Source organism: Streptomyces sp. NPDC001868, from assembly GCF_040297125.1.
Classification (GTDB): domain Bacteria; phylum Actinomycetota; class Actinomycetes; order Streptomycetales; family Streptomycetaceae; genus Streptomyces.
In genome coordinates this window covers 96,205-122,204 of the sequence record NZ_JBEOYO010000028.1, presented here as the reverse complement: position 1 = coordinate 122,204, position 26,000 = coordinate 96,205, and the positions used below count along the sequence as shown (strand labels likewise).

The 26,000-nt window shown below is 70.6% G+C and carries 22 protein-coding genes; 7 read left to right on the top strand and 15 right to left on the bottom strand.

The features are described 5' to 3' along the window. The first annotated feature begins 350 nt into the window (after window positions 1-350). The 3 genes from ABT147_RS28755 to ABT147_RS28745 all read left to right on the top strand — a co-directional run bounded on the left by ABT147_RS28755 (window position 351) and on the right by ABT147_RS28745 (window position 4,428). Window positions 351-1,901 carry an amino acid permease gene (locus tag ABT147_RS28755; protein WP_351411316.1) on the top strand — a complete coding sequence of 517 codons (1,551 nt, stop codon included), beginning with the start codon at window positions 351-353 and terminating at the stop codon, window positions 1,899-1,901. A 389-nt stretch (window positions 1,902-2,290) separates the two neighbouring features. Further along, entirely contained in the window at window positions 2,291-3,445 is a 1,155-nt protein-coding gene (locus tag ABT147_RS28750; protein ID WP_351411314.1) for a hypothetical protein, read from the top strand. Window positions 3,446-3,486: 41 nt separating this feature from the next. After that, entirely contained in the window at window positions 3,487-4,428 is a 942-nt protein-coding gene (locus tag ABT147_RS28745) for an RluA family pseudouridine synthase (protein ID WP_351411311.1), read from the top strand. Window positions 4,429-4,449: 21 nt separating this feature from the next. Here ABT147_RS28745 and ABT147_RS28740 read toward each other — a convergent pair whose 3' ends face one another. The 6 genes from ABT147_RS28740 to ABT147_RS28715 form a co-directional block, all read right to left on the bottom strand. Then, window positions 4,450-5,928, bottom strand: a complete 1,479-nt coding sequence (locus ABT147_RS28740) for a cytochrome P450 (RefSeq protein ID WP_351411309.1) — start codon at window positions 5,926-5,928, stop codon at window positions 4,450-4,452. 115 nt (window positions 5,929-6,043) lie between these two features. Continuing rightward, a complete protein-coding gene (locus ABT147_RS28735; protein WP_351411307.1) occupies window positions 6,044-6,694 on the bottom strand; it encodes a GTP-binding protein in 651 nt (216 codons plus the stop codon). Beyond that, entirely contained in the window at window positions 6,675-7,106 is a 432-nt protein-coding gene (locus ABT147_RS28730; protein ID WP_351411305.1) for a DUF742 domain-containing protein, read from the bottom strand. Before ABT147_RS28730 ends, ABT147_RS28735 begins: the two co-directional genes overlap by 20 nt. After that, on the bottom strand, window positions 7,103-7,510 hold the full coding sequence (locus ABT147_RS28725) for a roadblock/LC7 domain-containing protein (protein ID WP_351411302.1): 408 nt from the start codon (window positions 7,508-7,510) through the stop codon (window positions 7,103-7,105). The genes ABT147_RS28730 and ABT147_RS28725 overlap by 4 nt, the downstream gene beginning before the upstream one ends. Further along, complete coding sequence (locus ABT147_RS28720; protein ID WP_351411300.1) at window positions 7,507-9,144, bottom strand: ATP-binding protein; 1,638 nt, start codon at window positions 9,142-9,144, stop codon at window positions 7,507-7,509. Before ABT147_RS28720 ends, ABT147_RS28725 begins: the two co-directional genes overlap by 4 nt. A 315-nt stretch (window positions 9,145-9,459) precedes the next feature. Continuing rightward, window positions 9,460-10,095, bottom strand: coding sequence for a TetR/AcrR family transcriptional regulator (locus tag ABT147_RS28715; protein ID WP_351411297.1), 636 nt, complete (start codon window positions 10,093-10,095; stop codon window positions 9,460-9,462). Between the two features lie 192 nt (window positions 10,096-10,287). On the opposite strand from ABT147_RS28715, the gene ABT147_RS28710 reads away from it, so the two are divergent. The 4 genes from ABT147_RS28710 to atzF all read left to right on the top strand — a co-directional run bounded on the left by ABT147_RS28710 (window position 10,288) and on the right by atzF (window position 17,120). After that, window positions 10,288-11,112 carry an urea amidolyase associated protein UAAP1 gene (locus ABT147_RS28710; protein WP_351411295.1) on the top strand — a complete coding sequence of 275 codons (825 nt, stop codon included), beginning with the start codon at window positions 10,288-10,290 and terminating at the stop codon, window positions 11,110-11,112. After that, window positions 11,109-11,798 (top strand): urea amidolyase associated protein UAAP2, encoded by a 690-nt coding sequence (locus ABT147_RS28705; RefSeq protein ID WP_351411293.1) that lies wholly within the window; start codon window positions 11,109-11,111, stop codon window positions 11,796-11,798. The genes ABT147_RS28710 and ABT147_RS28705 overlap by 4 nt, the downstream gene beginning before the upstream one ends. Continuing rightward, window positions 11,795-15,343: a 5-oxoprolinase/urea amidolyase family protein gene (locus ABT147_RS28700; RefSeq protein ID WP_351411291.1), complete on the top strand. Its 3,549-nt coding sequence runs from the start codon at window positions 11,795-11,797 to the stop codon at window positions 15,341-15,343. Before ABT147_RS28705 ends, ABT147_RS28700 begins: the two co-directional genes overlap by 4 nt. 127 nt (window positions 15,344-15,470) lie before the next feature. Next, window positions 15,471-17,120, top strand: a complete 1,650-nt coding sequence (gene atzF / locus ABT147_RS28695; protein WP_351411289.1) for an allophanate hydrolase — start codon at window positions 15,471-15,473, stop codon at window positions 17,118-17,120. A 137-nt stretch (window positions 17,121-17,257) separates the two neighbouring features. Here atzF and ABT147_RS28690 read toward each other — a convergent pair whose 3' ends face one another. From ABT147_RS28690 to ABT147_RS28650, 9 genes are all read right to left on the bottom strand, one after another. Then, on the bottom strand, window positions 17,258-20,107 hold the full coding sequence (locus ABT147_RS28690) for a DEAD/DEAH box helicase (protein WP_351411287.1): 2,850 nt from the start codon (window positions 20,105-20,107) through the stop codon (window positions 17,258-17,260). A 153-nt stretch (window positions 20,108-20,260) separates the two neighbouring features. After that, window positions 20,261-21,220: a twin-arginine translocase subunit TatC gene (gene tatC, locus ABT147_RS28685; protein WP_351411285.1), complete on the bottom strand. Its 960-nt coding sequence runs from the start codon at window positions 21,218-21,220 to the stop codon at window positions 20,261-20,263. A gap of 50 nt (window positions 21,221-21,270) precedes the next feature. After that, window positions 21,271-21,558 carry a Sec-independent protein translocase subunit TatA gene (gene tatA / locus ABT147_RS28680; protein WP_351411283.1) on the bottom strand — a complete coding sequence of 96 codons (288 nt, stop codon included), beginning with the start codon at window positions 21,556-21,558 and terminating at the stop codon, window positions 21,271-21,273. Between the two features lie 258 nt (window positions 21,559-21,816). Beyond that, a complete protein-coding gene (locus tag ABT147_RS28675) occupies window positions 21,817-22,011 on the bottom strand; it encodes a hypothetical protein (RefSeq protein ID WP_351411280.1) in 195 nt (64 codons plus the stop codon). A gap of 10 nt (window positions 22,012-22,021) precedes the next feature. Continuing rightward, window positions 22,022-22,282 carry a hypothetical protein gene (locus tag ABT147_RS28670; RefSeq protein WP_351411327.1) on the bottom strand — a complete coding sequence of 87 codons (261 nt, stop codon included), beginning with the start codon at window positions 22,280-22,282 and terminating at the stop codon, window positions 22,022-22,024. A gap of 142 nt (window positions 22,283-22,424) precedes the next feature. Continuing rightward, the gene (locus ABT147_RS28665; RefSeq protein ID WP_351411278.1) at window positions 22,425-23,423 is read right to left on the bottom strand and encodes a helix-turn-helix transcriptional regulator; all 999 of its coding nucleotides are present in this window, start codon (window positions 23,421-23,423) and stop codon (window positions 22,425-22,427) included. A 14-nt stretch (window positions 23,424-23,437) separates the two neighbouring features. Next, a complete protein-coding gene (locus ABT147_RS28660; RefSeq protein ID WP_351411276.1) occupies window positions 23,438-24,391 on the bottom strand; it encodes a helix-turn-helix transcriptional regulator in 954 nt (317 codons plus the stop codon). A 152-nt stretch (window positions 24,392-24,543) separates the two neighbouring features. Continuing rightward, window positions 24,544-24,915 (bottom strand): FKBP-type peptidyl-prolyl cis-trans isomerase, encoded by a 372-nt coding sequence (locus ABT147_RS28655; protein ID WP_351411274.1) that lies wholly within the window; start codon window positions 24,913-24,915, stop codon window positions 24,544-24,546. 62 nt (window positions 24,916-24,977) lie between these two features. Beyond that, complete coding sequence (locus ABT147_RS28650) at window positions 24,978-25,970, bottom strand: FKBP-type peptidyl-prolyl cis-trans isomerase (protein WP_351411272.1); 993 nt, start codon at window positions 25,968-25,970, stop codon at window positions 24,978-24,980. Window positions 25,971-26,000: the final 30 nt, after the last annotated feature.

The following is a 26,000-nucleotide window of genomic DNA, read 5'->3' as shown; positions in this document are numbered from 1 at the left end:
GCACCCCGCTACGACGTCGGCAAAACCGTCAAACGCCCCGAGACCCTCAAGGCCATCGGCAGACCTGGCCGATCTTGGTAGATAAAGAACAAGCTCAGAACCCTTCTCCGAACCCCCTCCGAACCCCTCGCTCCCTCCCTTGCCCCCAACTGCCCGCCCCTGAAAAGGTCGTGAGGAATTGGGCTCGCACCGGACACGGTCGCGTGACACGCGCGACACAGGTCTCCCCTAATTTCTGTCGCCCGACAGGAATTCGCGCCGCTCCCGCGCGAAGCTCCAGCGCCGCTTGTTGCGAACCACTGTCAACCACCGCGAACCGTTGCGAACCGTCGCGAAAGCAGGTTGCCGCCATGACGAGCACCGCCCCCGATGTCCGTCCGGATCCACCCCACTCCCCCGACGACCGCTCCCTCACCGAGTTCGGCTACCGCCAGGAGCTGCACCGCAGCCTGAGCAGGTACGCCTCGTTCGCCGCCGGCTTCTCCTTCATCTCGGTCCTGACGACCGTCTTCCAGTTCTTCGCCTTCGGGTACGCGTTCGGCGGCCCGGTCTTCTTCTGGACCTGGCCGGCGGTGCTGCTCGGCCAGCTGCTGGTGGCCGCGTGCTTCGCGGAGCTCGCGGCGCGCTATCCGATATCGGGCGCGATCTATCAGTGGTCGTCCCGGCTCTCCACCCCGACCTTCGGCTGGTTCGTCGGCTGGATCATGGTGATCGGCCAGATCGTGGTGGTCGCGGCGGCCGCGCTCGCGCTGCAGATCGTGATGCCCGCGATCTGGTCGGGCTTCCAGATCGTGGGCGGCGACCCGACGCCCACCACGGCGACGGGCGCGGCGAACGCGGCCGTCCTGGGCGTGATCCTGCTGGCCCTCACCACGGTCGTGAACATCCTCGACAACCGGGTGCTGTCGGTGGTCAACCGGGTCGGGGTGACCGCCGAGATCATCGGCGCGATCCTGATCATCGTCCTGCTGTTCACCCACTCCGAGCGCTCCCCCGGCATCACCTTCCACACGGCCGAGGGCAGCACCGACCTCCTGGGCGCCCTGCTGGTCGGCTCGTTCATGGCGGCGTACGTGATGATCGGCTTCGACAGCGCGGGCGAGATGAGCGAGGAGACCCACAACCCGCGCCGCACCGCGCCCCGCACCATCCTCACGGCGCTCGGCGCGGCCGGTCTGCTGGGCGGTCTGCTGGTCCTCGGGGGACTGCTGGCCGCGCCCAGCCTCACCGACGGCAAGCTGGGCGTGGACGGCCTGAGTTACGTCCTGACGAGCAGCCTCGGCGACGGCGTGGGCCGCTTCCTGCTCGCCGACGTGGTGGTGGCGATCACCGTGGCCACGCTGGCGATCCAGACGTCGGCCTGCCGCATGCTCTTCTCGATGGCCCGCGACGGACAGCTCCCCTTCGCCGCACGGCTCGCCAAGGTCAACCCGCGCACCGGCATGCCCAACGCCCCCGCCCTGGTCGTCGGTGTCCTCGCCGCCGCCCTGCTCCTCCTCAACTTCGCCTCACCGGAGGCGTTCCTGGCCATCGGCACCACCTGCATCGTGATGCTGTACCTGGCGTACGCGATGGTCACCGGCCCGCTCCTCGTACGCCGTCTGAAGGGCACCTTCCCCACGACCGGCACCGACGAGACCGGCAAGCCCCTGTTCTCCCTCGGCCGCTGGGGCGTCCCCGTCAACGCCCTCGCCCTCCTCTACGGCCTCTTCATGACCGTCAACCTGGCCTGGCCCCGCGCGGAGGTCTACGACCCGGCCGGCGGCCACTGGTGGTTCCAGTGGTTCACTGTGCTGTTCCTGCTCGCCACGCTCGTCCTGGGCCTCCTGTACCGAGTGACGCGAACCCGCCAGACGCGCTCCGCCGGGGCGACCACTTCGGTTCCACCAGGTCAACCCTGACAATCGAACGGCCGTGATCGAAGCAGGGGACAACTCCAGCCAACCTGGGTATCATTCATGACAAAATTTCAACCGAATGCGCCCCTTATGTGCCGCAGTACGCTCGCCGTACGCCCCTTCACGGCGGCCGGTTGTCGACCGCACCCTGGGTTAGCAGCCAGAAGTGGGGACTTCTTGCGGAGGCTCGGGCTATGGCATCAAATGGCGTTGAAGTCTCGATGGTTACCCCGGACATGCTCGCTTGGAAGGGCTCTGCGCAAGAGGCCCTGGAGCAGCTGTCAGGCACGACGGGGATTCAGGAACTGCTGTGCCTTTCGCACGATCTCTGGTGCGGACCGGATTGTGATCGCGGTACGACGTGCTCCTTCCTGCACTACCCGCGGAACCCGGTGAAAGCCGTCCGGCCCGCGACCACGAGGTCCCGTTACAACAAGCAGACCGCTCACCTGTACGCCGTCATGGGCGGCGACGGGTACGCGGGCTCGGTGCCCCAGTGCCACGAGGTGAATGTGTGGCCGTTACTCGAGAAGGTCACGGAACGATGGGACGCGGTCCAGGCACGGGGCGGCCGGACTCCCGAGCACTACACGGACTGGACGAAGAAGCATGACGCCAAGGCCGCCGACACGGTGTCACGGGCCTGCCGGGACACCATCCAGTGGATGGCCTGCTGGTGCGGCGAACGGTTCGGCGCGGATCCGCTGGGACTTCACTACATAGCCTTCGCCACCATCATCGACGACATCTGCATCCCCCCGCTCGACCTGGTCGAGGGCCGCTTCCGCATGTACGGCCGTTCCGTGCCCGACCTGGTACGGGCGATGGACGCGGCCGGCTGGGGACGCGACGCGGTCCACGCACTGCTGTCGCTGGTGCGGCAGGCCATCGTCCAGTACGCGGAGAAGATGGACTTCCGGCCGGGGGACGAACACGTAGGGCTCCAGGACGCGCTGAACGACTCGCCGAACATGTGGGACGGGGTCATGTTCCGGGGCCACACCGGGAACGCGTACGGAACCGCGATCATGGTGGCCCGGAACAGCGCGACGGGCCCGGTGTCCTTCCCCTGGCTCATGGACAGCGCGATCTGCGACTGCCTCTCCATGGATCTGTGCAAGTCCACGCTCGGCATCTACTCGGCGGACGATCACCAGCCGACGTCGAGCAAGCACCGGGCGGAGGAGCGCAAGGCCAGCTACCGGTCGATCTACCTCGACCTCATAGACGACCTGGTCTTCGCCGGAGCGCCCGAGCCGCTGGTGCACTTCGGCCGCAGCGGTTTCCTCTTCGTGCAGATCCAGGACCGTTACCAGGAACGCCGACAGGGAAGGCGGTTCCCGCTGGCTCCGCCGATGGTCCGCGAGCTCGAACGGCTCTTCGGTGACGTACCGACGGACCCCTGGCTCGAAGAGTCGTTCGCCGCGGCGAACCGCATCCGGCTCGCCGGGTCCCACGGCCACAGCCGCGCGCAGGACGGCGAACAGCCGCACCGCCTCCACCCGAGCGGACGACAGGAGACGCAGGCCAGGAGGCTCCCCGCCTGAACGAGCGGGCCGGGCCACGGCCGCTCGTATGCTTGATCGTGATGAGACGCCGTACCCCGTCCCCGCCCCCTCCCCTGCCGCAGCGCGACGGGGTGGATCCGGTGCGGGTGCGGCTGCCGGCGGGGGACGCGTGGGCGACCGTACGGGATCATCTCGTGGCCCGGCTCTCGGCCGGGGCCGGGGTGATCGACGGAATGCTCGACGCGGGGCTGATCGTGGACGTCACCGGGCGTCCGGTGCCACGGGACATGGCGTACGCGCCGGGCATGTCCGTGTGGTTCCACCGGGAGCTGCCCCACGAGGAGCGGGTGCCCTTCGAGATCGACGTCCTGTACCGGGACGAGCACCTGGTGGTCGCCGACAAACCGCACTTCCTGGCCACGACCCCGCGCGGCAGCCATGTCACCGAGACGGCCCTGGCCCGGCTGCGCAGGGAGCTGGGCATTCCGACGCTCGGCGCGGCGCACCGGCTGGACCGGCTCACCGCCGGGGTGGTGCTGTTCACCGTACGGCCCGAGGAGCGCGGCGCGTACCAGTCGCTGTTCCGGGACAGACGGGTGAGCAAGGAGTACGAGGCGGTCGCCCCGTACGATCCGGCGCTGGTCCTGCCCCGGACCGTGCGCAGCCGGATCGTCAAGGAGCGCGGGGTCATGGCGGCCTACGAGGTCGAGGGAGAGCCCAACGCCGTCAGCCGGGTCGAGTCGCTGGAGCACCGGAACGGGCGTGCCCGGTACCGGCTGGTGCCGAGTACCGGGCAGACGCATCAACTGCGGGTGCACATGAGCGCGTTGGGGGTGCCGATCCTCGGCGATCCCCTCTATCCGGTGGTCACCCCGCCCGTGCCGGCCGGTGACTTCCGGCGACCGCTCCAACTGCTGGCGCGGAGCCTCGCGTTCACCGACCCGGTCACGGGGCGCGAGCACCGGTTCGTCAGCCCGCGAGTGCTGCGGGCCTGGTCCTCGTACGAGGCGTGGGCGGCGTAGCCGGCCGGTGCCCGGTGGGGCTCAGTTGCCGCCGAACCAGCGCAGGATCCGCCGGAACACACCTGGCCGGCGGGCCGGTTCGGACGTCGGCGCGGGCTCGGCCGCCGGAGCGGCGGGCTCCGGGGACACGGCCTGCGGCTGCGGCTGCGGCGTGCCGCCCCGCCGCTGCTGCGGGGGCTTCGGCGGCGACGGGTTGACGGCGGGCCGCTGCATGACGTCCTGCTGGGGCTTGGGCGCGAACGTCACCGGCAGTTCCACCAGGTGCCGGTTGGAGATGGATTCCCGCCACCGCAGCTCGTGCTCCGGGCAGGCGAGTTGGACGTCCGGGACCCGGGTCAGCAGCGCGTCGACGCCGACGTCGGCGATGGCACGGCCGATGTCCTGTCCCGGGCACTCGTGGGGGCCGCCGCTGAAGGCGAGATGCGAGCGGTTGCCCTGCATATTGGCCTTGAGGTCGGGGCGGATGCGGGGGTCGACGTTGCCGGGCTTGATACCGAGGAGGAGTCCGTCGCCCTTGCGGATGCGCTGGCCGCCCAGCTCGGTCTCCTGCTTGGCGAAGTAGGCGAAGACGGTGCTGAACGGCGGTTCGTCCCACAGGGACTGCTCGACCGCCTCGGGCACGGTCATCTGGCCGCCCTTCAGCTGGGCGCGGAAGCCGGGATCGGTGAGCACCAGACGCAGCACGTTGGCGAGGAGGTTGGCGGTGGCCTCGTAGGCGGCGAGGAGGACCACCCGCAGGTGTTCCCTGACCTCGTCGTCGGTGAGTCCGGCCGGGTGGGTGATGAGGTGGCTGGTGAAGTCCTCCTGGGGCTGGGCGCGACGGCGGGCGGTGAGCCGGTCGAGGGCGTCCATCACATAGGCGTGGCTGACGAGCGCGGTCTCGCTGCCCTTCAGGCAGTCACGGGCGGCGTGCACCATCCGGTCGTTGTACTCGTCGGGCATGCCGAGGATCTCGCACATGACCGCCATCGGGAGGTGCTCGGCGAACTCACCGACCAGATCGGCTCTGCCGTCCTCGCAGAACTTGTTGACGAGGTGCTGGGTCGCGCGGTTGATGTAGCGGCGGATGCCCCGGTGGTCGATGGTCGACATGGCGCCGGTCACCGCGCCGCGCAGCCGCAGGTGCTCGTCGCCCTCGGCGTGGGCGCAGATGGGCTGCCAGGCGAAGTGCGGCATGAGCGGGTGGTCGGGCTTGACCGTGCCCTCCTGCATGGGGTTCCACAGCCGGGTGTCCTTGCAGTACTGCGATGGCGTACTCACCATGTGCATGTTCTCGCCATGCCCGAGCACCACCCAGATCGGCACGTCGTCGTGGAGCAGGGCGGGGGCCACCGACCCGTGTTCCGCGCGGAGTTTCTCGTACACGGCTCCCAGGTCCTCCGCCTCGGGGCCGTAGAGTCGGCGCAGTCCGCCGGGGCCCAGGCCGTGGGCGGGGCAACCGGGGGGCGGCCCGAGCGTGGGGTCGTCCGTGCCGGTGAGGGAGTTTGCTTCAGGCGTCACGGTGATCGCTCCGAACTGAGGTGGATCCGGTGTCTGGAAAGTCTGGAAAGTTGACGGGGGTGTGGGGGTGAGGGGGTGAGAGGGACGTGCGGGTCGTGCGGGGCTCAGGCGCCGGTCATGCCGACGCCGCCCCCGATGCCGCCCCGGACCCCGCCGCCCCCGACATCGCCAGGGAGTGCAGGAAGGTCATGAGGGTCATCAGGACGTCCCGGCTGGACGCCCGGCGGCGTGCGTCGCAGCGCATGATCGGGATCTCCTCGGCCAGGTCGAGGGCCTGGCGCAGTTCCTCGATGGCGTAACGGGGGGCGTCCGGGAAGTCGTTGACCGCCACGACGAAGGGCACACCGCGCTCCTCCAGGCGGCCCATGACGTCGAAGCTGACCTCGAGCCGACGGGTGTCGACCAGGACGACCGCGCCGAGGGCGCCCTCGAACAGGCCGTTCCACAGGAACCAGAAGCGCTCCTGGCCGGGGGTGCCGAACAGGTAGAGCACCAGCTCGTCCGTGATGCTGATACGGCCGAAGTCCATGGCCACGGTGGTGGCCGTCTTGGACTTGGAGCCGAAGTTGTCGTCGACCCCGATGCCGGCCTGCGTCATGGTCTCCTCGGTCGTCAGCGGCCTGATCTCGCTGACGGACCCCACCATGGTCGTCTTGCCGACGCCGAAACCGCCCACGATCACGATCTTCGCCGCGGCCTGCGCGGTGTGCGGCAGGTGGTCCTCGGTCCGTGGACCCGTGATGGTGTCAGAGCTTTTGAAGTCCATGCATCACCGCTTCGAGGAGGGAACGGTCTGCCCGCGCCTGCCGGACGACCGGTGCGCGCGCCTGTACCAGTTCGGCCGTCAGCAGCTCGGTGAGCAGGACGGTCACCACGCTGATCGGCAGGTTGAGATAGGCCGAGATCTCGGCCACGGACAGGGGTGCCTGGCACATTCGGAGCAGCGCCGACTGCTCCGGAGCGGAGGACGGCGGCGGATCGGCGCGCGCCACGATTAACGTGACGAGGTCGATCGGGGCTCGCTCGCCGTCCTCACCGGTGAGGATGTAGAGCCGCTCGGGCGGCCGCCCCCCCGTGTCGCCCGTGGACTCGTCCTCGGACGCCGACGCGGGCGGCGGTGAGGGAGGGGGAGGCGGCTCGTGCTTGGGCTGGCGCCGGCGGCGACGCGGAGGGGTCATACGGTCTGCCCGTTCCGCCGCGGCGGACTGGTGAGGTGGGAGCCGATGCGGTCGACGAGGTCGCGCATGCGGTTGCTCATCAGCCCGGGTTCGGCGACCGAGTTGGCGAGCACCGCGAGGTAGGCGTTGGAACCGGCGGCCATCAGATAGAAGTAGCCGCCGTTGATCTCGATGATGACCATCCGCATGTGGCCGTCGCTCTGCGGGATCTCACCGGCCACGGCGCCGGCCAGGCTCTGCAGTCCCGCGCAGGCCGCGGCGACCCGGTCGGCGGCGTCCGGGTCGCCGCCGTGGCGGGCGATCCGCAGACCGTCGGCGGAGAGCACCACGATCTGCTGGATGCCGGGTACGCCGTCGGCCAGATCCTTCAGCAGCCAGTCGAAATTGGCCCGTTGCTGGATCACTTGAGGTCCCCCTCGTCGTCGGCCTCGATACGGGCCGGCTCGGTGTTCGCGGTGCTTGCGGTGGACGCCGTCGGGTCGTCCGGGTTCCGAAAGGCGTTCGGGTCGGGGTCGCCCTTGAGCCCGGCCATGAACGCCTCGACCCACATGCCGGGTGGGGCCTGCTCCTTCTCCGGTTCGGGCTCCGGCTGCCACACGGGGGCGGCGGCCATGGCGGCCTCGGCCGCGGCCTCCGCGGCGGCGGCCTCGGCGTAGCGCTGGCTGAGCGGGATCTTGCTGCGGCTGCGGCGCTGCGGCAGGCCGTTGGCCGTCCACTCGGTGACGACGGGGACGTCGTCCTCCATGCCCTGGCCCATGTCCTCCGCGGAGCTCGGGATCCGCGGTCCGGTGGTCGGGCGGCGACGCTTGGCCTTGCGGTTGGGGCCTTCGACCCCGCCGTTGTCCATGATCGTCACGGCGCCGGCGCCGATGCCGTGGGCGAGGCCGGGGGCGGGCTCCTCGGTGAGCAGGTCGCGCGGTACGACGACGACGGCCCGGACGCCGCCGTAGGCGGACGGCCGCAGCGAGATCTGCATGTTGTACATGGTCGACAGACGTCCGACGACGGCGAGGCCGAGGCGCGGGGTGTCGCCCATGTCCTGTACGTCGATGCCCTGCTGGGCCGCGGCGAGCATGTTCTCGACCTTGGTGCGGGTCTCCTCGCTGAGGCTGATGCCGCCGTCCTCGATCTCGATGGCGATACCGGTCTGCACCTCCACGGCGGTGACGTGCACCTTGGTGTGGGGCGGCGAGTAGCGGGTGGCGTTGTCGAGGAGTTCGGCGCAGGCGTGGATGATCGGCTCGACGCCGACGCCGTCGACGTTGACCTTGGCGATCGAGTCGAGCTCGATGCGGCGGTACTCCAGGATGCGGGACATGGCGCCGCGCAGCACGCTGTACAGCGGGACGGGCCGGGACCAGACACGGCCGGGGCGGCCGCCGCCGAGCACGGCGATGGAGTCGGCGAGGCGGCCGATCAGCGCGGTGCCGTGGTCGATGCGCAGCAGGTCGTCGAAGACCTCGGGGTTGCGCCCGTGGTCCTCCTCCATCTCCCGGAGTTCGTTGTTCTGCTGGTGGACGATCGCCTGGACCCGGCGGGCGATGTTCACGAACGAGCGCTGCGAGGAGTCGCGGAGCGCGTCCTCGCGGTCGACGATGGTGAGCAGGATGCGCAGCAGTTCGCGCTGCGACTCGGGGAGTTCGCGCCACTCGGTGTCGCCGTCGACGACATGGCGAATCACCTCTGCGGGGGATTCTCCACCGCGCAGCCGGTACAGCGCGGCGGGCAGGATCTCCTTGCCCAGCCGGATGAATTCCTGGTCGTGGGCGGCGATCCGCTGTTCGAGAAAGACGGTTCGCCGCTGTTGTTCGGCGCGCAGTTCACGGACCGTGCGACGGCCGCCGCGCATCGCGACGACGGCGACCGCGATCAGCAGGAGCGTCGCGAAGGCTCCGCACAAGCCGACGGCGAGCCGGACCGGTCCCGTCACCAGGGAGACGGTGGTCCCGGTCGCCGCGGCCATCAGTATCGCCGGGAGCGGCAGCACGCGCGCGTAGGGAAGTTCACGGCCACCGGGAGGCGATTGAACACTCACCATGTATGCCCTCTAAAAGCAGATCGGCTGAAGGTCGGGGGACTGGCGGGGAGTTGCTGGGGGTTGTTCGGGTTCATCCTCGAATCAAACTGGATCTTCGGTATTTTTTGGAACAAGCGCCCGAATACACCTCAACTCGGTGCGCTGCGGGCGAGCTTAGTCCGACCGGATCATCGCTGTGTCATATTCAGCAACCGACTGAAATCACCCTCGCGACAGGAGTACGCTCTGGTGATTTACACGCTGGGAGATCATTCGCACACAGTGCGTAACGTCGTACGGGCGTACGAGAAGAGGCTCTTGACAGGCCGAGGAACCTCAGACGCCGGCGATGCGCAGCGCGGCGTCCGCCGTCGCCTCGGCGAACACGGAGACGGATCGGTCGGGGTCGGAGCGGTGGACGAGGATGACGCCCTCGATCAGCCCGAAGACGAGATCCGTCCGCAGATCCAGCTCACTCTTGGCCAGCGCCCCGCCCGCGGCCGTCGCCGCGATCAACTGCCGGTAGGCGTCCTTCAGTTCGGCCCGTACGGCATGGAAGCCGGCGAAGCGTTCGGTGCGGACCTCCGGGAGGAGGTAGAGGCCGCCGAGGTTGTGCGGGCCCCCGCAGAGCAGGGCGACGTCCGCGCGGCACAGCTCCCACAGCCGCTCCCCGGCGGCGGTGCCGTCCCGGGCGAGGAGTTCACGGGCGTACGCGAGCGACGGCGTGACGGTGGACTCCAGCAGCTCGGCGAGCAGCTCCTCCTTGCCGGAGACGTAGTGGTACATGGACGCCTGCCGCATCCCGGCGCGCTCGGCGACGGCCCGGGTGGTGGTGGCCGCGTAGCCCCGGGTCGTGAACAACTCGGCGGCGGCCGCGAGCAGTTCGTCGCGGGGCGACAGCCCGCTCTCCGGGCGCCCTTCGGCCCGGGGCCTGCCGACCCGACGCCCACCGGTGCCCGCCGCGCTTCCCATGCGTTCGATCCTCGCACACGGCACCCGCGCCTCCGCTGTGACCGGTCGCACGGTTCGCCGCACCCCTGACGAGGCACGACCATCGTGAGGGGTCGGTAACTGCCCCGCAACGCAAGGGACATGGCGGCGACCCGCCCCGCCCTTAATTTCTGTCGCACGACAGAAATACACGCCGCACCCGGAGGTCCCGCGATGGCGACATCGACGACGTACGGAGCACGTGACCACGCCCGCGCACAGGAGGGCGCCCAGGCCGAGGCGATGCCCGTGGTGCCCGCGAGCCGCTGGCCGGACCCGCCCGGCGAGGCCGAGCGGCTGGTGTGGGCGGAGACGGTGGCGGGCGGCAACTACACCCACCGCGTGCTCGCCCGGGGCACGGAGTTCCGCCTCACCGATCCGCGCGGCGACGCCTGCGCGCATCTGCTCCTGCACCACGCCGACCGCCCCTGGGAGCGGCTGAACGTCGCCGACACCGTCAAGGTCCAGTGGAACGCCTACCTGGGCGAGGGCGTCCTGCTCCTGTCCGACCAGGGCCGCGTCCTCGCCTCGGTGATCACCGACACCTCCGGCCGGCACGACGCGCTGTGCGGCACCTCCACCCTCGTACGCAACACCGAGCGGTACGGCGACGGCACCCCGCAGTCGCCCTCCCCCGCCGGGCGCGAGCTGTTCAAGCTGGCCGCCGCCAAGAACGGCCTCGAACCCCGGGACCTGCCGCCCTCGCTCTCCTTCTTCCAGGGCGTGGCGGTACGCGAGGACGGCACCCTCGACTTCACCGGCTCCGCCGGCCCCGGCGCCGCCGTGACCCTGCGCGCCGAGCAGGACGTGACCGTACTGATCGCCAACGTGCCGCACCCCGCCGACCCGCGCCCCGAGTACGTCAGCACCCCGCTGGAGGTGCTCGCCTGGCGCGCCGAGCCGACCAGGCCCGGCGATCCCCTGTGGGACGCCACCCCCGAGGGCCGCCGCGCCTTCCTGAACACCGCCGAGTTCCTCACCGCGAGGGGGATCGCATGAAGACATCCGCTGCGGCGAGGTCGGCCGATCCGGTGACGGCCGTGGTCCCGGCCCGCGCCGCCTGGTCGTCCGTGATCCGCGCCGGCGAGTCCCTCACGATCACCGATCTGCACGGCAACCAGGCCGTCGACTTCCTCGTCTACGACGCCCACGACACCGCCGTCCGCTACAGCGCGCCCGACACCATCCACGCGCAGGGCGGAATCTTCCTCACCACCGGCAGTGTGCTGATGTCCAACGAGCACACCCCGCTGATGACCGTGACCGCCGACGACGTGGGCCGGCACGACACGGTCGGCGGCGCCTGCTCCAAGGAGTCGAACACCCTGCGGTACGGGCACCACACCTGGTCGCAGCACGCCTGTGTGGACAACTTCCTCGCGGAGGGCGCCAGGCACGGCCTCGGCAAGCGCGACCTCGTGTCGAACATCAACTGGTACATGAACGTGCCGGTCGAGAAGGACGGCACCCTGGGCATCGTCGACGGCATCTCCGCACCGGGCCTCGCCCTGACCCTGCGCGCCGAGCGCGACGTACTGGTCCTGATCTCCAACTGCCCCCAGATCAACAACCCCTGCAACGGCTTCCACCCGACGGCCGTGCGAGTGACGATCACCGGCGAGGCGACGACGACCGAACACATGACGCCCGTCCAAGACGTGACGACCACCGGAGCCGGCGCATGACCTTCGACACCGTGCTGGTCGCCAACCGGGGCGAGATCGCCGTCCGGATCATCCGCACCGCCCGCGAACTGGGCCTGCGCACGGTCGCGGTGTACTCCGACGCCGACCGTTCCGCCGCGCACGTCCGGCTCGCCGACGAGGCGGTACGGCTCGGCCCGGCGCCCGCGAAGGAGTCGTACCTCGACGCGGACCTGATCCTCAAGGCCGCCAAGGACACCGGCGCGGGCGCGATCCACCCCGGCTACGGCTTCCTGTCCGAGGACGCGGCCTTCGCCCGCCGCTGCGAGGACGCGGACCTCGTGTTCGTCGGCCCCACCCCCGACCAGCTGGAACTGTTCGGCGCCAAGCACACGGCACGGGAGGCGGCCGAGGCCGCGGGCGTCCCGCTCCTGCCCGGCACCGACCTGCTGCCCTCGCTCGCCGAGGCCCTCGACGAGGCTGCGACCATCGGCTACCCGGTGATGCTCAAGGCCACCGGCGGAGGCGGCGGCATCGGCATGTCGGCCTGTCACTCCGCCGCCGAACTCACGGAAGCCTGGGACCGGGTGCAGCGCGTCGCCGCCGCCTCCTTCTCCTCCGCCGGCGTCTACCTCGAACGCCTCGTCGAGCGGGCCCGCCATGTCGAGGTGCAGGTCTTCGGCGACGGCGACGGCCTCGTCGTCACCTTCGGCGACCGCGACTGCTCCCTCCAGCGCCGCAACCAGAAGGTCGTCGAGGAGGCCCCGGCCCCCGGCCTCCCCGACCACGTCCGCGAACGGCTGTCCGCCGCCGCCCGCGATCTGTGCGCGAGCGTCGAGTACCGCTCCGCCGGAACCGTCGAGTTCGTCTACGACGCGGCCCGCGAGGAGGCGTACTTCCTGGAGGTCAACGCCCGCCTCCAGGTGGAACACCCGGTCACCGAGGAGATCTACGGCGTCGACCTCGTCGCCTGGATGCTGCGCCTGGCCCGCGGCGACTCCGCCGTCGTCCAGGCCCCGGCCCAGCCCCGCGGCCACGCCGTCGAGGCCCGCGTCTACGCCGAGGACCCCTCCCGCGAACACCGGCCCAGCGCGGGCCTGTTGACGCGGGTCGAGTTCCCGGGGGGCGTCCGCGTCGACGGCTGGGTGGAAACGGGCACCGAGGTCACCACGTCGTACGACCCGCTGCTCGCCAAGGTCGTCGCGTACGGCCCCGACCGCGCGCACGCGCTGCGCAGGCTGGACGAGGCGCTGGCCAGGACCCGGGTCGACGGCATCGAGACGAACCTGGGCCTGGTCCGGGCGGCCCTCGACGACGAGGACTTCCGGCGGGCCACGCACTCCACGGCCACCCTCACGACCGTCACCGACCCGACCCCGCGCGTCGAGGTCGTCTCCGGCGGCACCCTCACCACCGTCCAGGACTGGCCCGGCCGCACCGGCCACTGGCAGGTCGGCGTCCCGCCCTGCGGCCCCATGGACGACCTGTCCTTCCGCCTGGGCAACCGGGCGCTCGGCAACCCCGAGGGCGCCCCCGGCCTCGAATGCACCCTCCAGGGCCCGTCCCTCCGCTTCACCCACGCCACCACGGTCTGTGTGACGGGCGCCCCCGCCCCGGTGAGCGTGGACGGCACCCCGGTCGCCCAGTGGGAGCCGGTCACGATCCCCGCAGGAGCGACGCTCTCCATCGGCGCCCCCACGGAACACGGCCTGCGCACCTACCTCCTCTTCGCGGGCGGCGGCCTGGACGTCCCCTCCTTCCTCGGCAGCGCGGCCACCTTCACCCTGGGCCGCTTCGGCGGCCACGGCGGCCGGGCCCTGCGCACGGGCGACGTCCTGCACGGCGGCGCGGCCACGGACGCGGGCGGCCCCGTCCCCCCGGAGTCGCGCCCGCACTTCCCCACCTCCTCCTGGCAGCTGGCCGCCCTCGAAGGCCCGCACGCGGCACCGGAGTTCTTCACCGAGGAGGACATCCACGAGTTCTACGCGGCCGACTGGAAGGTCCACTTCAACTCGGCCCGCACCGGCGTACGGCTGGTCGGCCCCAAGCCCCGCTGGGCCCGCACCGACGGCGGCGAGGCGGGCCTGCACCCCTCCAACATCCACGACACCCCGTACTCGGTCGGCGCCGTCGACTACACCGGCGACATGCCGGTCCTCCTCGGCCCCGACGGCCCCTCCCTCGGCGGCTTCGTCTGCCCGGCCACGGTGATCTCCACCGAACGCTGGAAGCTCGGCCAGCTGCGCCCCGGCGACACGGTCCGCTTTCTCCCGGTCACGGACGACGCCTCCCCCCGCCCCGCGATCGTCGACGGCGGCGTCCTGGCCCGCGACGGCGACGTGACCTACCGCCGCAGCGGCGACGACAACCTCCTGGTCGAGTTCGGCCCCATGCAACTCGACCTGGCGCTGCGGATGCGCGTCCACGCCCTGATGGAAGCGGTCGCGAACGCGGCCCTGGACGGCGTCACCGACCTCACCCCCGGCATCCGCTCCCTCCAGATCCAGACGAACCCGACGCTGCTCCCCCAGCCCGAACTCCTCACCGCCGTACGGCGGATCGTGTCGACCCTGCCCCCCGCCGACGAACTGGTCGTCCCCTCCCGCACCATCCACCTGCCCCTCTCCTGGGACGACCCCGCGACCCGCGAGGCCATCGCCCGCTACATGGCGGGCGTCCGCGACGACGCGCCCTGGTGCCCCTGGAACATCGAGTTCATCCGCCGCGTCAACGGCCTCGCCTCGGTGACCGACGTGTACGACACGGTCTTCGCCGCCGAGTACCTGGTCCTGGGCCTCGGCGACGTCTACCTGGGCGCACCGGTCGCGACGCCCCTGGACCCCCGCCACCGCCTGGTGACGACGAAGTACAACCCGGCCCGCACCTGGACGGCGGAGAACTCGGTCGGCATCGGCGGGGCCTATCTCTGCGTCTACGGCATGGAGGGCCCCGGCGGCTACCAGTTCGTCGGCCGCACCACCCAGGTCTGGTCCCCCTGGCAGCAACGCGGCGCCTTCGAGCCCGGCTCCCCGTGGCTCCTGCGCTTCTTCGACCGCATCAAGTGGTACCCGGTGGACGCCGACGAACTGCTCTCCCTCCGGGCGGACATCATCGCGGGCCGCTTCGTCCCACGCGTGGAGCACGGCACGTTCTCCCTGGCGGCGTACCGGACCTTCCTGTCCGAACACGCCGACTCGATCACCGATTTCAGGACCAGGCAACAGACCGCCTTCGCGGCGGAGCGGGCGGCCTGGGAAGCGGCCGGCGAGTTCACGAGAGCGGAGGCGGTGCCCACCCCTCCCACCACCCAGGCGGAGGTGCGCGTCCCGGAGGGCGGCCACCTGATCGAGGCCGAGTTCACCGCGTCCGTCTGGCAACTGAACGTACGACCGGGCGACCGGGTGACCACCGGCCAGCCCCTGCTGACCCTGGAGGCGATGAAGATGGAGTCCCGCGTCCTCTCGCCGACGGACGGCGTGGTCCATGAGGTCCTGACCCGACCGGGGGCCCAGGTGGAGGCGGGCACGGCATTGGTCGTTCTGGCGCCGACGGGCACCGGGGGCGACCGAAAGCCGGGTGGTCCGTGACCGCCCCACCGGGCGCCTTACAACTCTGCTGGTGGTGTGTGGGCAATCGTTCCGCAGGGCGGAACGGGTGGGCACACACCACCCACCGGCCCGCAGCCGACAGAACCACCCCCGCCAAGGAGCACAGATGTCGACCGTGACCCGAGTCCGCATGGCCTACGCCCGCATCGAAGCCGTGGACCGCCCCGAGATCTGGATCGACCTACGCCCCCAGCCCGAGGTCGAGGCCGAAGCCCGCGCCATCGACGCCCGCCTCGCCGCAGGCGACCCCCTCCCCCTCGCCGGCCGCCTCTTCGCCGCCAAGGGCAACATCGACGTCCACGGCCTCCCCACCACCGCCGGCTGCCCTGCCTACGCGTACACCCCCGACGCCGACGCCCCCGTCGTCGCCCGCCTCCGCGAGGCCGGCGCCCTCGTCCTCGGCACCACCAACCTGGACCAGTTCGCCACAGGCCTCGTCGGCACCCGCTCCCCCCACGGCGCCGTCCGCAACGCCCACGACCCGTCCAGGATCAGCGGAGGCTCCAGCTCCGGCTCGGCCGTGGCGGTGGCGCTCGGCATCGTCGACTTCGCGCTCGGCACCGACACGGCCGGCTCCGGCAGGGTCCCCGCCGCCTTCAACGGCATCGTCGGCCTGAAGCCCACCCGGGGCCTGGTCCCCACCACCGGTGTGGTCCCGGCCTGCGCCTCGATCGACTGCGTGACGGTGTTCGCCCGCACCCTCCCCGAGGCCGAACAGGCCCTGGCCCACATGACCTCCCCACCCGACCGCGCCCTCCCGCCGCTTCCGCCGCGCACCCCGGGCCCCTGGCGCGTCGCCGTCCCCCCACGCGACCAGCTGGGCGAGCTGGACGAGGGCTGGGCGGAGGCGTACGAGGCGGCGGTGACCCGGCTGACGGCCGCGGGCGCGGACGTACGCCCCCTCGACCTCACCCCGTTCACGGAGGCCGCGGCCATGCTCTACCAGGGCGCGTTCGTGGCCGAGCGCTACACGGCCGTGGGGAGCTTTGTCGACAAGGCGATCGCGGACGGCGTCGAGTCGCTGGACCCCACGGTCGCCGGCATCATCACCCGAGCCCGCGACATCCCCGCCCACCAGCTCTTCGCCGACCAGGACCGCCTGGCCGTCCTACGCGCCCGCGCGCTCGCCGAACTGGCCGACGCGGACGCCCTGTTGCTGCCGACGGCGCCGGGCCACCCGACGCTCGCGGAGGTCGCCGCCGACCCGCTGGGCGCGAACGCCCGCCTGGGCCGTTTCACCAACTCCACGAACCTGTTCGACCTGGCGGCGGTCGCCGTGCCCGCGGGCGAGGTGAACGGTCTCCCCTTCGGCGTGATGCTGATCGGCCCGGCCTTCACGGACGACCGCCTGGCCCGTGTCGCCGCCCTCCTCCGGCCGGAGGCCCACCTGGCGGTCGTGGGCGCCCATCTCTCGGGCCAGCCTCTGAACCCCCAACTGCTGTCCCTGGGCGCCCATCTGGAGCGGACGACCACGACGGCCCCCGTCTACCGCCTCCACGCCCTCCGCACGACCCCGCCGAAGCCGGGCCTGGTCCACGTGGGCGAGGGCGGCGCCCCCATCGAGACCGAGATCTGGCGCCTCCCCCCGGAGGGTCTGGGCCGCCTCCTGACCGCCCTCCCCCGCCCCATGACCCTGGGCACCATCGAACTGGCCGACGGAACCCGGGCCCCGGGCTTCCTCTGCGAGCCCGCAGCCCTCGAAGACGCCCCGGACATCACTCGGTACGGCGGCTGGAGGCACTACTTGGCCCGCTGAGCCCAGCTCCAGGCCTCCGTCAGGGGGACGGGCAGGCTTCTGCTGTCTTGGGGGCGCGGGGGACAGCGCGACCAGCCACAACTCACCCGCACCCGCCACACAACCCACCCCACCCCCCACAGCGGGCGCCCCACCACTCACCCCACCGAGGAGTAAGCCACAACCCCCCTCAACAACCCCTCGACCGCCTTACGCGCACTCTTCCCCACGGTCGACCCGGGCGGCGCGGCGGCCGAGATCTGCCCCAGCACATCGATCACCTGCTTGCACCACCGCACAAAGTCCCCGGCAGGCATCTCCGCCTCCCGCAACACCTCGTCCAGCCCCGACCCCGAGGCCCACATGTACGCGGACCAGGCGAAGCCGAGATCGGGCTCCCGCTGCCCCACCCCTTCGCTCTGGGTGATCCGGAACTCCTCCTCCAGCGCGTCCAGCCGCCCCCAGATCCGCACCATCTCCCCCAGCGCGGCCTTCGCGTTCCCGGACGGCAGCTTCGGCGCCATCGCGTCGTCCCCGACACGGGCCTCGTACACGAGCGCGGAGACACAAGCCGCGAGCTCCGCCGGCCCCAGCCCCTCCCACACCCCCGCCCGCAGACACTCACTGGCGAGCAGATCCAGCTCGCCGTAGAGCCGCGCGAGCCGCTTCCCGTGCTCGGTGACCTCGTCACCGCGCAGATAGTCCAGCTCGGTCAGCAGGGCGACGATCCGGTCGAAGGTCCGCGCGATCGTGTTCGTACGGCCCTCGATCCGCCGCTCCAGCTGCGCGGTGTCCCGCTTGAGCCGGTAGTAGCGCTCGGCCCACCGCGCGTGGTCCTCACGGTCGTCGCACCCATGGCACGGATGCGCCCGCAGATCGGCGCGCAGCCGGGCGATCTCACGGTCGTCGGCCGCCGCGGCCCGCCGCTTGCGGTGCCGGTCGGGCACGAGATGCCCGGCCTTGGTGCGCAGCGCGGACGCCAGATCCCGCCGTGACTGCGGCGAGCGCGGATTGAAGGACTTCGGGATCCGCATCCGCTCCAGGGCCTCCACCGGCACCGGGAAGTCCATCGACGCCAGCCGCTTGACCTGCCGCTCGGCGGTCAGCACCAGCGGACGCGGCCCGTCGTGATGCTCGAACCCGCGGTGGCCGTTGGACCGCCCGGCGGGCAGCCCGGGGTCCAGCACCAGCGCGAGCCCGGCGTACTTGCCGGTGGGGACATGGATGACGTCGCCCGGCTTGAGCTTCTCCAGCGCGACGGCGGCCTCGGCGCGCCGCTGGGCGGCCCCCTGCTTGGCCAGTTCGGTCTCGCGGTCCTTCAACTCCCGCCGCAGGCGCGCGTACTCCTCGAAGTCCCCGAGGTGGCAGGTCATGGACTCCTGGTAGCCCTCCAGGCCCTCCTCGTTGCGCTGCACCTGCCGGGAGATCCCGACGACCGACTTGTCGGCCTGGAACTGCGCGAAGGAGGTCTCCAGCAGCTCGCGCGACCGGTGCCGCCCGAACTGCTCGACCAGGTTGACCGCCATGTTGTACGACGGCTTGAAGCTGGAGCGCAGCGGATACGTACGGGTGCCCGCGAGTCCGGCGAGGTGGTCGGGGTTCAGCCCGCGCTGCCAGAGCACCACGGCGTGGCCCTCGACGTCGATGCCGCGCCGTCCGGCACGCCCCGTCAACTGCGTGTACTCGCCCGGTGTGATGTCGGCGTGCTGCTCGCCGTTCCACTTGACGAGCTTCTCCAACACCACCGAGCGGGCGGGCATGTTGATGCCGAGCGCGAGGGTCTCGGTGGCGAACACCGCCTTCACCAGGCCGCGTACGAAGAGTTCCTCGACGACCTCCTTGAACGTCGGCAGCATGCCCGCGTGGTGGGCCGCGATGCCGCGCTCCAGGCCCTCCAACCACTCGTAGTAGCCGAGGACATGGAGATCCTCGTTCGGGATGGAGGCGGTGCGCTCCTCGACGAGGGCGCGCACCTTGTGCCGGGACTCGTCGTCGTTCAGCCGGAGCCCGGCGTACAGGCACTGCTGGACGGCGGCCTCGCAGGCGGCGCGGCTGAAGATGAAGGTGATGGCGGGCAACAGGCCTTCGGAGTCGAGCCGTTCGATGACTTCGGGGCGGCTCGGGATCCAGATCCGGGAGCGCTGTCTGCGCTCTCGCTCACGGTCGGCCTCGCGCATGGCACGGCCCCGCCGGCGGTCCTGGTAGGAGGGCCGGCTCGCCTCCATCCGCGCCATCCTCGTCAGATCGGGGTTGACGGCCTTCTTGCTGCCCTCGCCCTCCTCGAAGAGGTCGTACATCCGCCGTCCGGCGAGCACGTGCTGGAACAGCGGCACGGGCCGGTGTTCGGAGACGATCACCTGGGTGTCGCCGCGCACGGTGTCCAGCCAGTCGCCGAACTCCTCCGCGTTCGACACGGTGGCCGACAGGGAGACGAGGGTGACCGACTCGGGAAGGTGGATGATCACCTCTTCCCAGACGGCGCCCCGGAAGCGGTCGGAGAGGTAGTGCACCTCGTCCATGACCACATAGCCGAGACCCAGCAGTGTCTGCGAGCCCGCGTACAGCATGTTCCGCAGCACCTCGGTGGTCATCACGACCACCGGGGCGTCGGAGTTGACGCTGTTGTCGCCGGTGAGCAGGCCGACCTTGTCGGCGCCGTAGCGACGGCACAGGTCGGCGTACTTCTGGTTCGACAGGGCCTTGATGGGTGTCGTGTAGAAACACTTCTTGCCCTGTTGCAGGGCGAGATGGACGGCGAACTCGCCGACGATCGTCTTGCCCGAGCCGGTGGGGGCGGCCACCAGGACGCCCTTGCCCGTCTCCAGCGCCTGGCAGGCCTCGATCTGGAAGGGGTCGAGGCCGAAGTCGTACATCGCGCGGAAGTCGGCGAGCGCGGTGGCCTGCTCGACAGCACGCTTGCGGGCTGCCGCGTACCGCTCGGCCGGTGAGAGGTCCTCTGTCATCGTGCTTTCGAGCGTACCGGGCCCCACTGACAACAGGACGATCATTATCCGGATCGTGCCACCGTCGAGATCCGGACCGCCTTCCGTCCGAAAAGAAGTCCGACCGCGAAGAAGGTCCGACAACGGCGGTGGGCCCCACCGAGAACGTTCGGTGGGGCCCACGGGCGTCGTCGCCGCACCCGGCGCGTCGGCCGGTGCTCAGGTGACGTCGTCGTATCCGTTGATCCGTTCCCGCTCGGGCTCCGTCTGCGCGGGGAGCGCCCTGCTCGCCGAGACGGTCTCGATCTCGCCGATGTCCTCGGGGGTGAGGTCCAGCTCGGAGGCCTCGTCGTCGGCGGGCTTCAGAGCGTCGCGTCGGTTCCGGCGCCTGTCGTTGGTCAGCGCGACGGCACACGCGCAGAAGTACAGGACCCAGATGGGACCGGCCAGCGCCATCATCGAGATGGGGTCGGTGCTGGGGGTGGCGATCGCCGCGAAGAGCGTGATGCCGAGGATCATGCCCCGCCACCAGCCGGCCATCTTCTTGCCGGAGAGGACCCCGCCGAAGTTCAGCATCACCAGGAGCAGGGGCAGCTCGAAGGAGAGGCCGAAGACGACGATCATCCGCATGATCAGGTTCAGCAGATCATCGAGGGGAAGCTGGTTGTCGCTTCCGATGATCGAGAACTGCAGCATGACGGACGCCATCTTGGGCAGCGACCAGTAGGCGAAGTAGGAGCCCATGAGGAACAGCGGGAAGCCCGCCGCCACGAACCCGAGGCCGTACTTCTTCTCGTTCCGGTGCAGGCCCGGCGCGACGAACGCCCAGAGCTGGTAGAGCCAGACCGGGGCGGCGAGCACCACGCCCGACGACAGCGCGACCGTGAGGGCGAGTGTGAACGGGCTCAGCAGACCGTTCTGCACGATGCGCGCGCAACTGGTCTGGCTGCTGTCCTTCGCCAGTTCGGCGAAGCTGTAATCGCACCCCACCGCCTGGAGGATGGGATCCGTGAAGAACTGGATGATGTCCTTGTAGAACATCGCCGCGACGACCGTCGTGACGACGATGGCCAGCAGGCTCTTGACAAGGCGGTTTCGCAGCTCGCGCAGGTGCTCCGCGAGGGGCATGCGCCCCTCGGGATCCTTGTCCTTCTCCGTCTTGCGGGCAGACTTGAGCAACCCACGTCCTCATCTCGTGCGGCAGGCCGGAAATCCTGTCCGGCCTTGCGTCAGCGCTTGGTCGTGTCCGTCGGCTCGGCGACCGGCCGGGCGGTGGTCACGTCGCCGGGAGCGGCCTGGATGGTGCGCTGCGCCGGGGTCTCGCTGTTGGCGTGCGGAGGCGCGGCCGCCGCGGTGGTGTCGTCCTGGCCGTCGGACTTCATGGCCTTGGCCTCGCTCTTGAGGATGCGGGCGGACTTGCCCAGCGAGCGCGCCATGTCGGGCAGCTTCTTCGCACCGAACAGCAGGATGATGACGACAAGGATCAGAATGATCTCGGTGGGGCCGAGGTTACCCATAGCTGTCTACCTTCTTCACCGAGGCGGCGGGTGGGGGCTGTCCGACCGGTCGGACACATGTCCGAACGATCGTGCTGGCAGCGATCGTAACGCTCAGGGGTAAACGTCGGGCAATCCCCGTGCGTACTCCCGATTCGCGACCCGGGCCTCGCTCTCCGTGCCGCGACAGGCAGCGTACCTGCCGAAGGTGAGAAGGTGACAGGTCGAAGTGGCGCAAAACGCACTCACCGGCCAAGTCACAGGGGCCTCGACGGCAACTCACAGAGCGTCCACAGAGCGGGCCGCGCTCGCCGTCGCCCGCTCCAGGTCCTCCGCCGCCCGGCCGATCCTCCGCGCCGACTCCGTGACCTGCGTACCCAGCCGCTGGGCCTCCAGAAAGACCCGCACGGCCAGCACCCCGAGCACGACAAGCCCCACAAAACCCACAGCCACCGCGACCATCGCCCAGAACATACCGCCGACCCTAGCCCGCCGAATGCAGCCGCAGGGTCCGCACCCCGCCCCCGGTGAGCAGCTCGACGATCCGCTCCCCGGCCGGTTTACGGACGGCCATGCCGCACTCGGGGCAGGTGAAGGAGTAGAAGGTGGTCTTGCTGGTGGCGCCGATGGCCAGGCGCAGCGCGCTCGCGCCCAGCTCGAAGTTGGCCCGGCAGTCGGGGCAGCCGGCCCTGAACACCACGTCGACCGCCTTCTGCATACCCGCGAAGGCGACCGCCACGGTCATCTCCCGGATCTCCTGGATCTCCTGCACACCGGACTTCACGCCGGCCTTCACACCCGACACAACCGACCCGCCGCTCACAGCCCTCGCATCTCCTTTTCCGGTCGTACGCCGTCCCCGCGACCTCGTCGTCACGGTCCCGTCGTCACGGTCCTGAGGTCCCCGCCTCGTCATAGGCCGCCAGCGCCTCGCGGGCCGCCCGGCGGGCCGCGTCGGCGAGATCCTGCGGGGAGACGATCCGGCCGTCGCGCCCGAGCCGCAGCGCCAGGCGCCGCAGCGAGGCGGGATCGGGCGTGCGCAGGCTGATGCGCAGCCCGCCGTCCGGCAGCTCCTCGGCGCTGTCGTGCGGGTAGTACTCGGCGACCCAGCGCCCACCGGGCCCCACCTCGACGACGACCTCCGGGTCCTCGGCGGCGGGCTGCACCAGCGCCTCCGACAGGTCCCGCAGCTCGATCTCGGGCGGCGCGGACGGCTCGTCGAGGATCTTGATCTCGGCGACCCGGTCCAGCCGGAACGTCCGCCGGGCCTCGGAACGGCGGCACCAGGCCTCGACATAGGTGTGCCCGACGCTGACCAGGCGGATCGGGTCGATCTCGCGCTCGGTGACCTCGTCACGGGCGGGCGAGTAGTAGCGGATCCACAGCCTCCGGCGCTCCGAGATCGCCCGGTCGACGTCCGCGAAGACCCCGCCCTCGGCCTCGAAGGTGACCGACAGCCGCGAGCTGGCGCCCGCCGCCTCCCCGGCCGCGCCCTCGACCTTGGCGGTGGCCCGCACCAGCGCCTGCCGGTCGCTCTCGCGCAGCCCGGGCAGCGTGGCCACCGCACGGGCGGCCACCAGCAGGGCGGTGGCCTCGTCGGCGGCCAGCCGCAGCGGCTCGGCCGCCTCCGCGCCGAGGGCGGCCGGGTTGTGCCACCAGATGCGCTCGCCGTCGGTGTCGATGTCCAGCAGATCACCGCCGCGGAAGCTGGTCCCGCACATGGGCAGCACATCGAGGTCCGAGACCAGCTCGTCCTCGGTGATCCCGAAGGCACGGGCGACGTCCTCGATCCGGGCGCCGGGCCGCTCCCGCAGATACGTCACCAGGGAGAGCATCCGCCGGGTCTGGTCGATGGCGTTCCCCGGCCGCGCCGGTTTTCCCACCACGTTCTTACGTCCCCTCAACCCTTGGCCACGGCACGCAGCCGGTCCACCACATCGGCCCGCAGCTCGGCGGGCTCCAGGACCACCACATCGGGCCCGAACTCCACCAGCCAGGCATCCAGACCGTGCCCGTACGGAATCTCCAACTCGTCCCAGCCGCCCCCGAGTTCCCGTACGGCGGAGGCCTTCGCCCGCAGCGGGTAGCCGGCACCGGAGCGCAGCCGGATCAGCGCGGAGCGGTCGGCGGTCTCCCCCGCCCAGCTCGCGACCGTCTCCCGTACGGTGACGACGTCCGGCACCTCGGCGGTGAACGCACCGCCCCGGCTTCGGACCTTGCCGGTGATCCGGGAGAGCCGGAAGACCCGCTCGGCGCCCCGGTCGCGGTCGAAGCCGGCCAGGTACCAGTGACCGCGCCAGCACTCCAGGGCCCACGGCTCGACATGGCGGGGCTCGGGGCGGGCGGCGGTGGCCTTGCGGTACTCGAACACCACCGGGCGGCGGTCGCGGCAGGCCAGCATCAGCGGTTCGAAGGCGGCCTCGTGCACCGGAATGCGTGGCTCCAGCGCGCCATGGCTCTCGTACGGGTCGACGTCCTCCGGCAGTCCGGCCGCGCGCAGCTTCTGCAGGGCGCCGCTCGCGGCACCGGCGAAGCGGGCCTGCTGCCAGACCTTCGCGGCGAGCCCGAGGGCGGCGGCCTCCTCGGCGTCGAGGGTGATGGGCGGGAGGCTGTTGCTGTCACGGCGGGCCAGATAGCCGACCTCGCCGTCGAGGTTCTCCACCGTCTCGATGACCAGGCCGAGTTCACGCAGGTCGTCCTTGTCGCGCTCGAACATCCGGTTGAACGAGTCGTCACTTCCGGCTTCGAGATAGGCCTCGATGGACTCCCGCAGCTCGCGCTTGCTGAGCGGCCGGCGCGTCCCCAGCAGACACAGCGCCAGGTTCATCAACCGCTCGGCCTTGGCAATGGCCATCGACGCCCTTCCCTCATGGGTGTTTCCGCGGCACGACCGTACCGCTACGAAGCGTCGCGGCAAAAGCCGAGGGCCCATGCCCGAACAGGCATGGACCCCTGACAGTCGACACCGGTCACGGCGCGATCGGCCACGACGCGGATTCCGACAGATCAGACCCCGAGCAGGTCCACCACGAAGATCAGCGTCTCACCGGGCTTGATCGCCGGAGTCGGGCTCTGGTTGCCGTAGGCGAGGTGCGCCGGGATGGTCAGCTGGCGACGGCCACCGACCTTCATGCCCTGCACGCCCTGGTCCCAGCCCTTGATGACACGACCGCCACCGAGCGGGAAACGGAACGGCGCCCCGCGGTTCCAGCTGGCGTCGAACTCCTCACCGGTGGAGAAGGACACACCCACGTAGTGCACGGTGACGGTCTGACCCGCCTGGGCCACCTCGCCGTCGCCCTCCCAGATGTCCTTGATCGCCAGCTCCGCCGGCGGCTCACCCTCGGGGAAGTCGATCTCGGGCTTCTCAATGCTCACGTCTTCAGGCTCCTGCTTGTATATGTACGGGACAACGCCGGACAGTCTCGCATCCCCGGGTCTCACATCTTCGCGAGGATGTCCACGGTGAACACCATCACGGAGTCCTTCTTGATGTCGCTGCCACTGGGCGGCGTGTCCCCGTAACCGAGCTTCGGCGGGATGACGATGAGAAGGCGACTGCCCACCTTCTTCCCGGTCATGCCCTGCGACCAGCCCTTGACGACCTGCTGCAACCCGAACGAACTGAGCGCCTCCCGGCTGTACGAGGAGTCGAACTCCTTGCCGGTGTCCCAGAGCACGCCCTTGTACTGCACCAGCAGACTGTCGTCGGCACCGACCTCGGGACCGTCACCCTCGATGATGTAGTTCGCGACGAGCTTGGCCGGCGGGTCGACCTTCGGGATCTCGATCGAGGGAGCCTTGCCGTCGGTGTTGGTGCCCACCTTCGGCAGATCCACGTTGTCCTGCGCGACCTTCGTGCCCTTGGCCGAGCTCTTGCCGTTGAACGTGTTCTGGATGTCGACGACGAAGACCAGCGTGTCGGTGCCCTTGATCCCCGCCTGCGCGTTGCCCTCGGTGCCGTAGCCCCAGGTCGGCGGCACCGCCATCTGCACCCGGCTGCCGGCCTTCTTGCCGGCCAGCGCGTACCGCCAGCCGTCGATGATGCCCTGCGGGGTGAGCTGGATGACCAGCGGCGTCTTACGGTCGTAGGAGTTGTCGAAGACCTTCGCCGTGGACCAGATCTGCCCCAGGTAGTTCGCCTGGATGTAGTCACCCTCGGCGACCGTCCGCCCGGTGCCCGCGATGACCGTCTTCACCGCCAGGTCCTTCGACGGATCCCCACTGCCCTTGGCGACGGTCGGCTTCTCGTCGAACTTCACCCCGCCCGTGATCGCCGGCAGCGGACCGTCCACGATCTTCGGCGGCTTCGCCCCGCTCGCCGACGCGGACGGGCTGCTGCTCGCCTTGGCCGAGTCGGACTCACCGTCACCACAGGCGGCGAGCGTGACCAGTCCAGCGGGAACAGCGATGAGGAGTGAGCGTCGGCGCACGGTGAAGGCCTCGTATCGGTCGATCTTGTC

Excerpts from the sequence above, each read along its gene's own strand:
- atzF (WP_351411289.1), top strand. The coding sequence starts at position 15,471 with ATGTCGACCGTGACCCGAGTCCGCATGGCCTACGCCCGCATCGAAGCC.
- ABT147_RS28730 (WP_351411305.1), bottom strand. The coding sequence starts at position 7,106 with ATGACCCCTCCGCGTCGCCGCCGGCGCCAGCCCAAGCACGAGCCGCCT.
- ABT147_RS28675 (WP_351411280.1), bottom strand. The coding sequence starts at position 22,011 with ATGTTCTGGGCGATGGTCGCGGTGGCTGTGGGTTTTGTGGGGCTTGTC.
- ABT147_RS28720 (WP_351411300.1), bottom strand. The coding sequence starts at position 9,144 with ATGGTGAGTGTTCAATCGCCTCCCGGTGGCCGTGAACTTCCCTACGCG.
- ABT147_RS28755 (WP_351411316.1), top strand. The coding sequence starts at position 351 with ATGACGAGCACCGCCCCCGATGTCCGTCCGGATCCACCCCACTCCCCC.
- ABT147_RS28710 (WP_351411295.1), top strand. The coding sequence starts at position 10,288 with ATGGCGACATCGACGACGTACGGAGCACGTGACCACGCCCGCGCACAG.
- ABT147_RS28705 (WP_351411293.1), top strand. The coding sequence starts at position 11,109 with ATGAAGACATCCGCTGCGGCGAGGTCGGCCGATCCGGTGACGGCCGTG.
- ABT147_RS28690 (WP_351411287.1), bottom strand. The coding sequence starts at position 20,107 with ATGATCGTCCTGTTGTCAGTGGGGCCCGGTACGCTCGAAAGCACGATG.
- ABT147_RS28715 (WP_351411297.1), bottom strand. The coding sequence starts at position 10,095 with ATGGGAAGCGCGGCGGGCACCGGTGGGCGTCGGGTCGGCAGGCCCCGG.
- ABT147_RS28745 (WP_351411311.1), top strand. The coding sequence starts at position 3,487 with ATGAGACGCCGTACCCCGTCCCCGCCCCCTCCCCTGCCGCAGCGCGAC.
- tatA (WP_351411283.1), bottom strand. The coding sequence starts at position 21,558 with ATGGGTAACCTCGGCCCCACCGAGATCATTCTGATCCTTGTCGTCATC.
- ABT147_RS28670 (WP_351411327.1), bottom strand. The coding sequence starts at position 22,282 with ATGACCGTGGCGGTCGCCTTCGCGGGTATGCAGAAGGCGGTCGACGTG.
- ABT147_RS28735 (WP_351411307.1), bottom strand. The coding sequence starts at position 6,694 with ATGGACTTCAAAAGCTCTGACACCATCACGGGTCCACGGACCGAGGAC.
- ABT147_RS28700 (WP_351411291.1), top strand. The coding sequence starts at position 11,795 with ATGACCTTCGACACCGTGCTGGTCGCCAACCGGGGCGAGATCGCCGTC.
- ABT147_RS28660 (WP_351411276.1), bottom strand. The coding sequence starts at position 24,391 with ATGGCCATTGCCAAGGCCGAGCGGTTGATGAACCTGGCGCTGTGTCTG.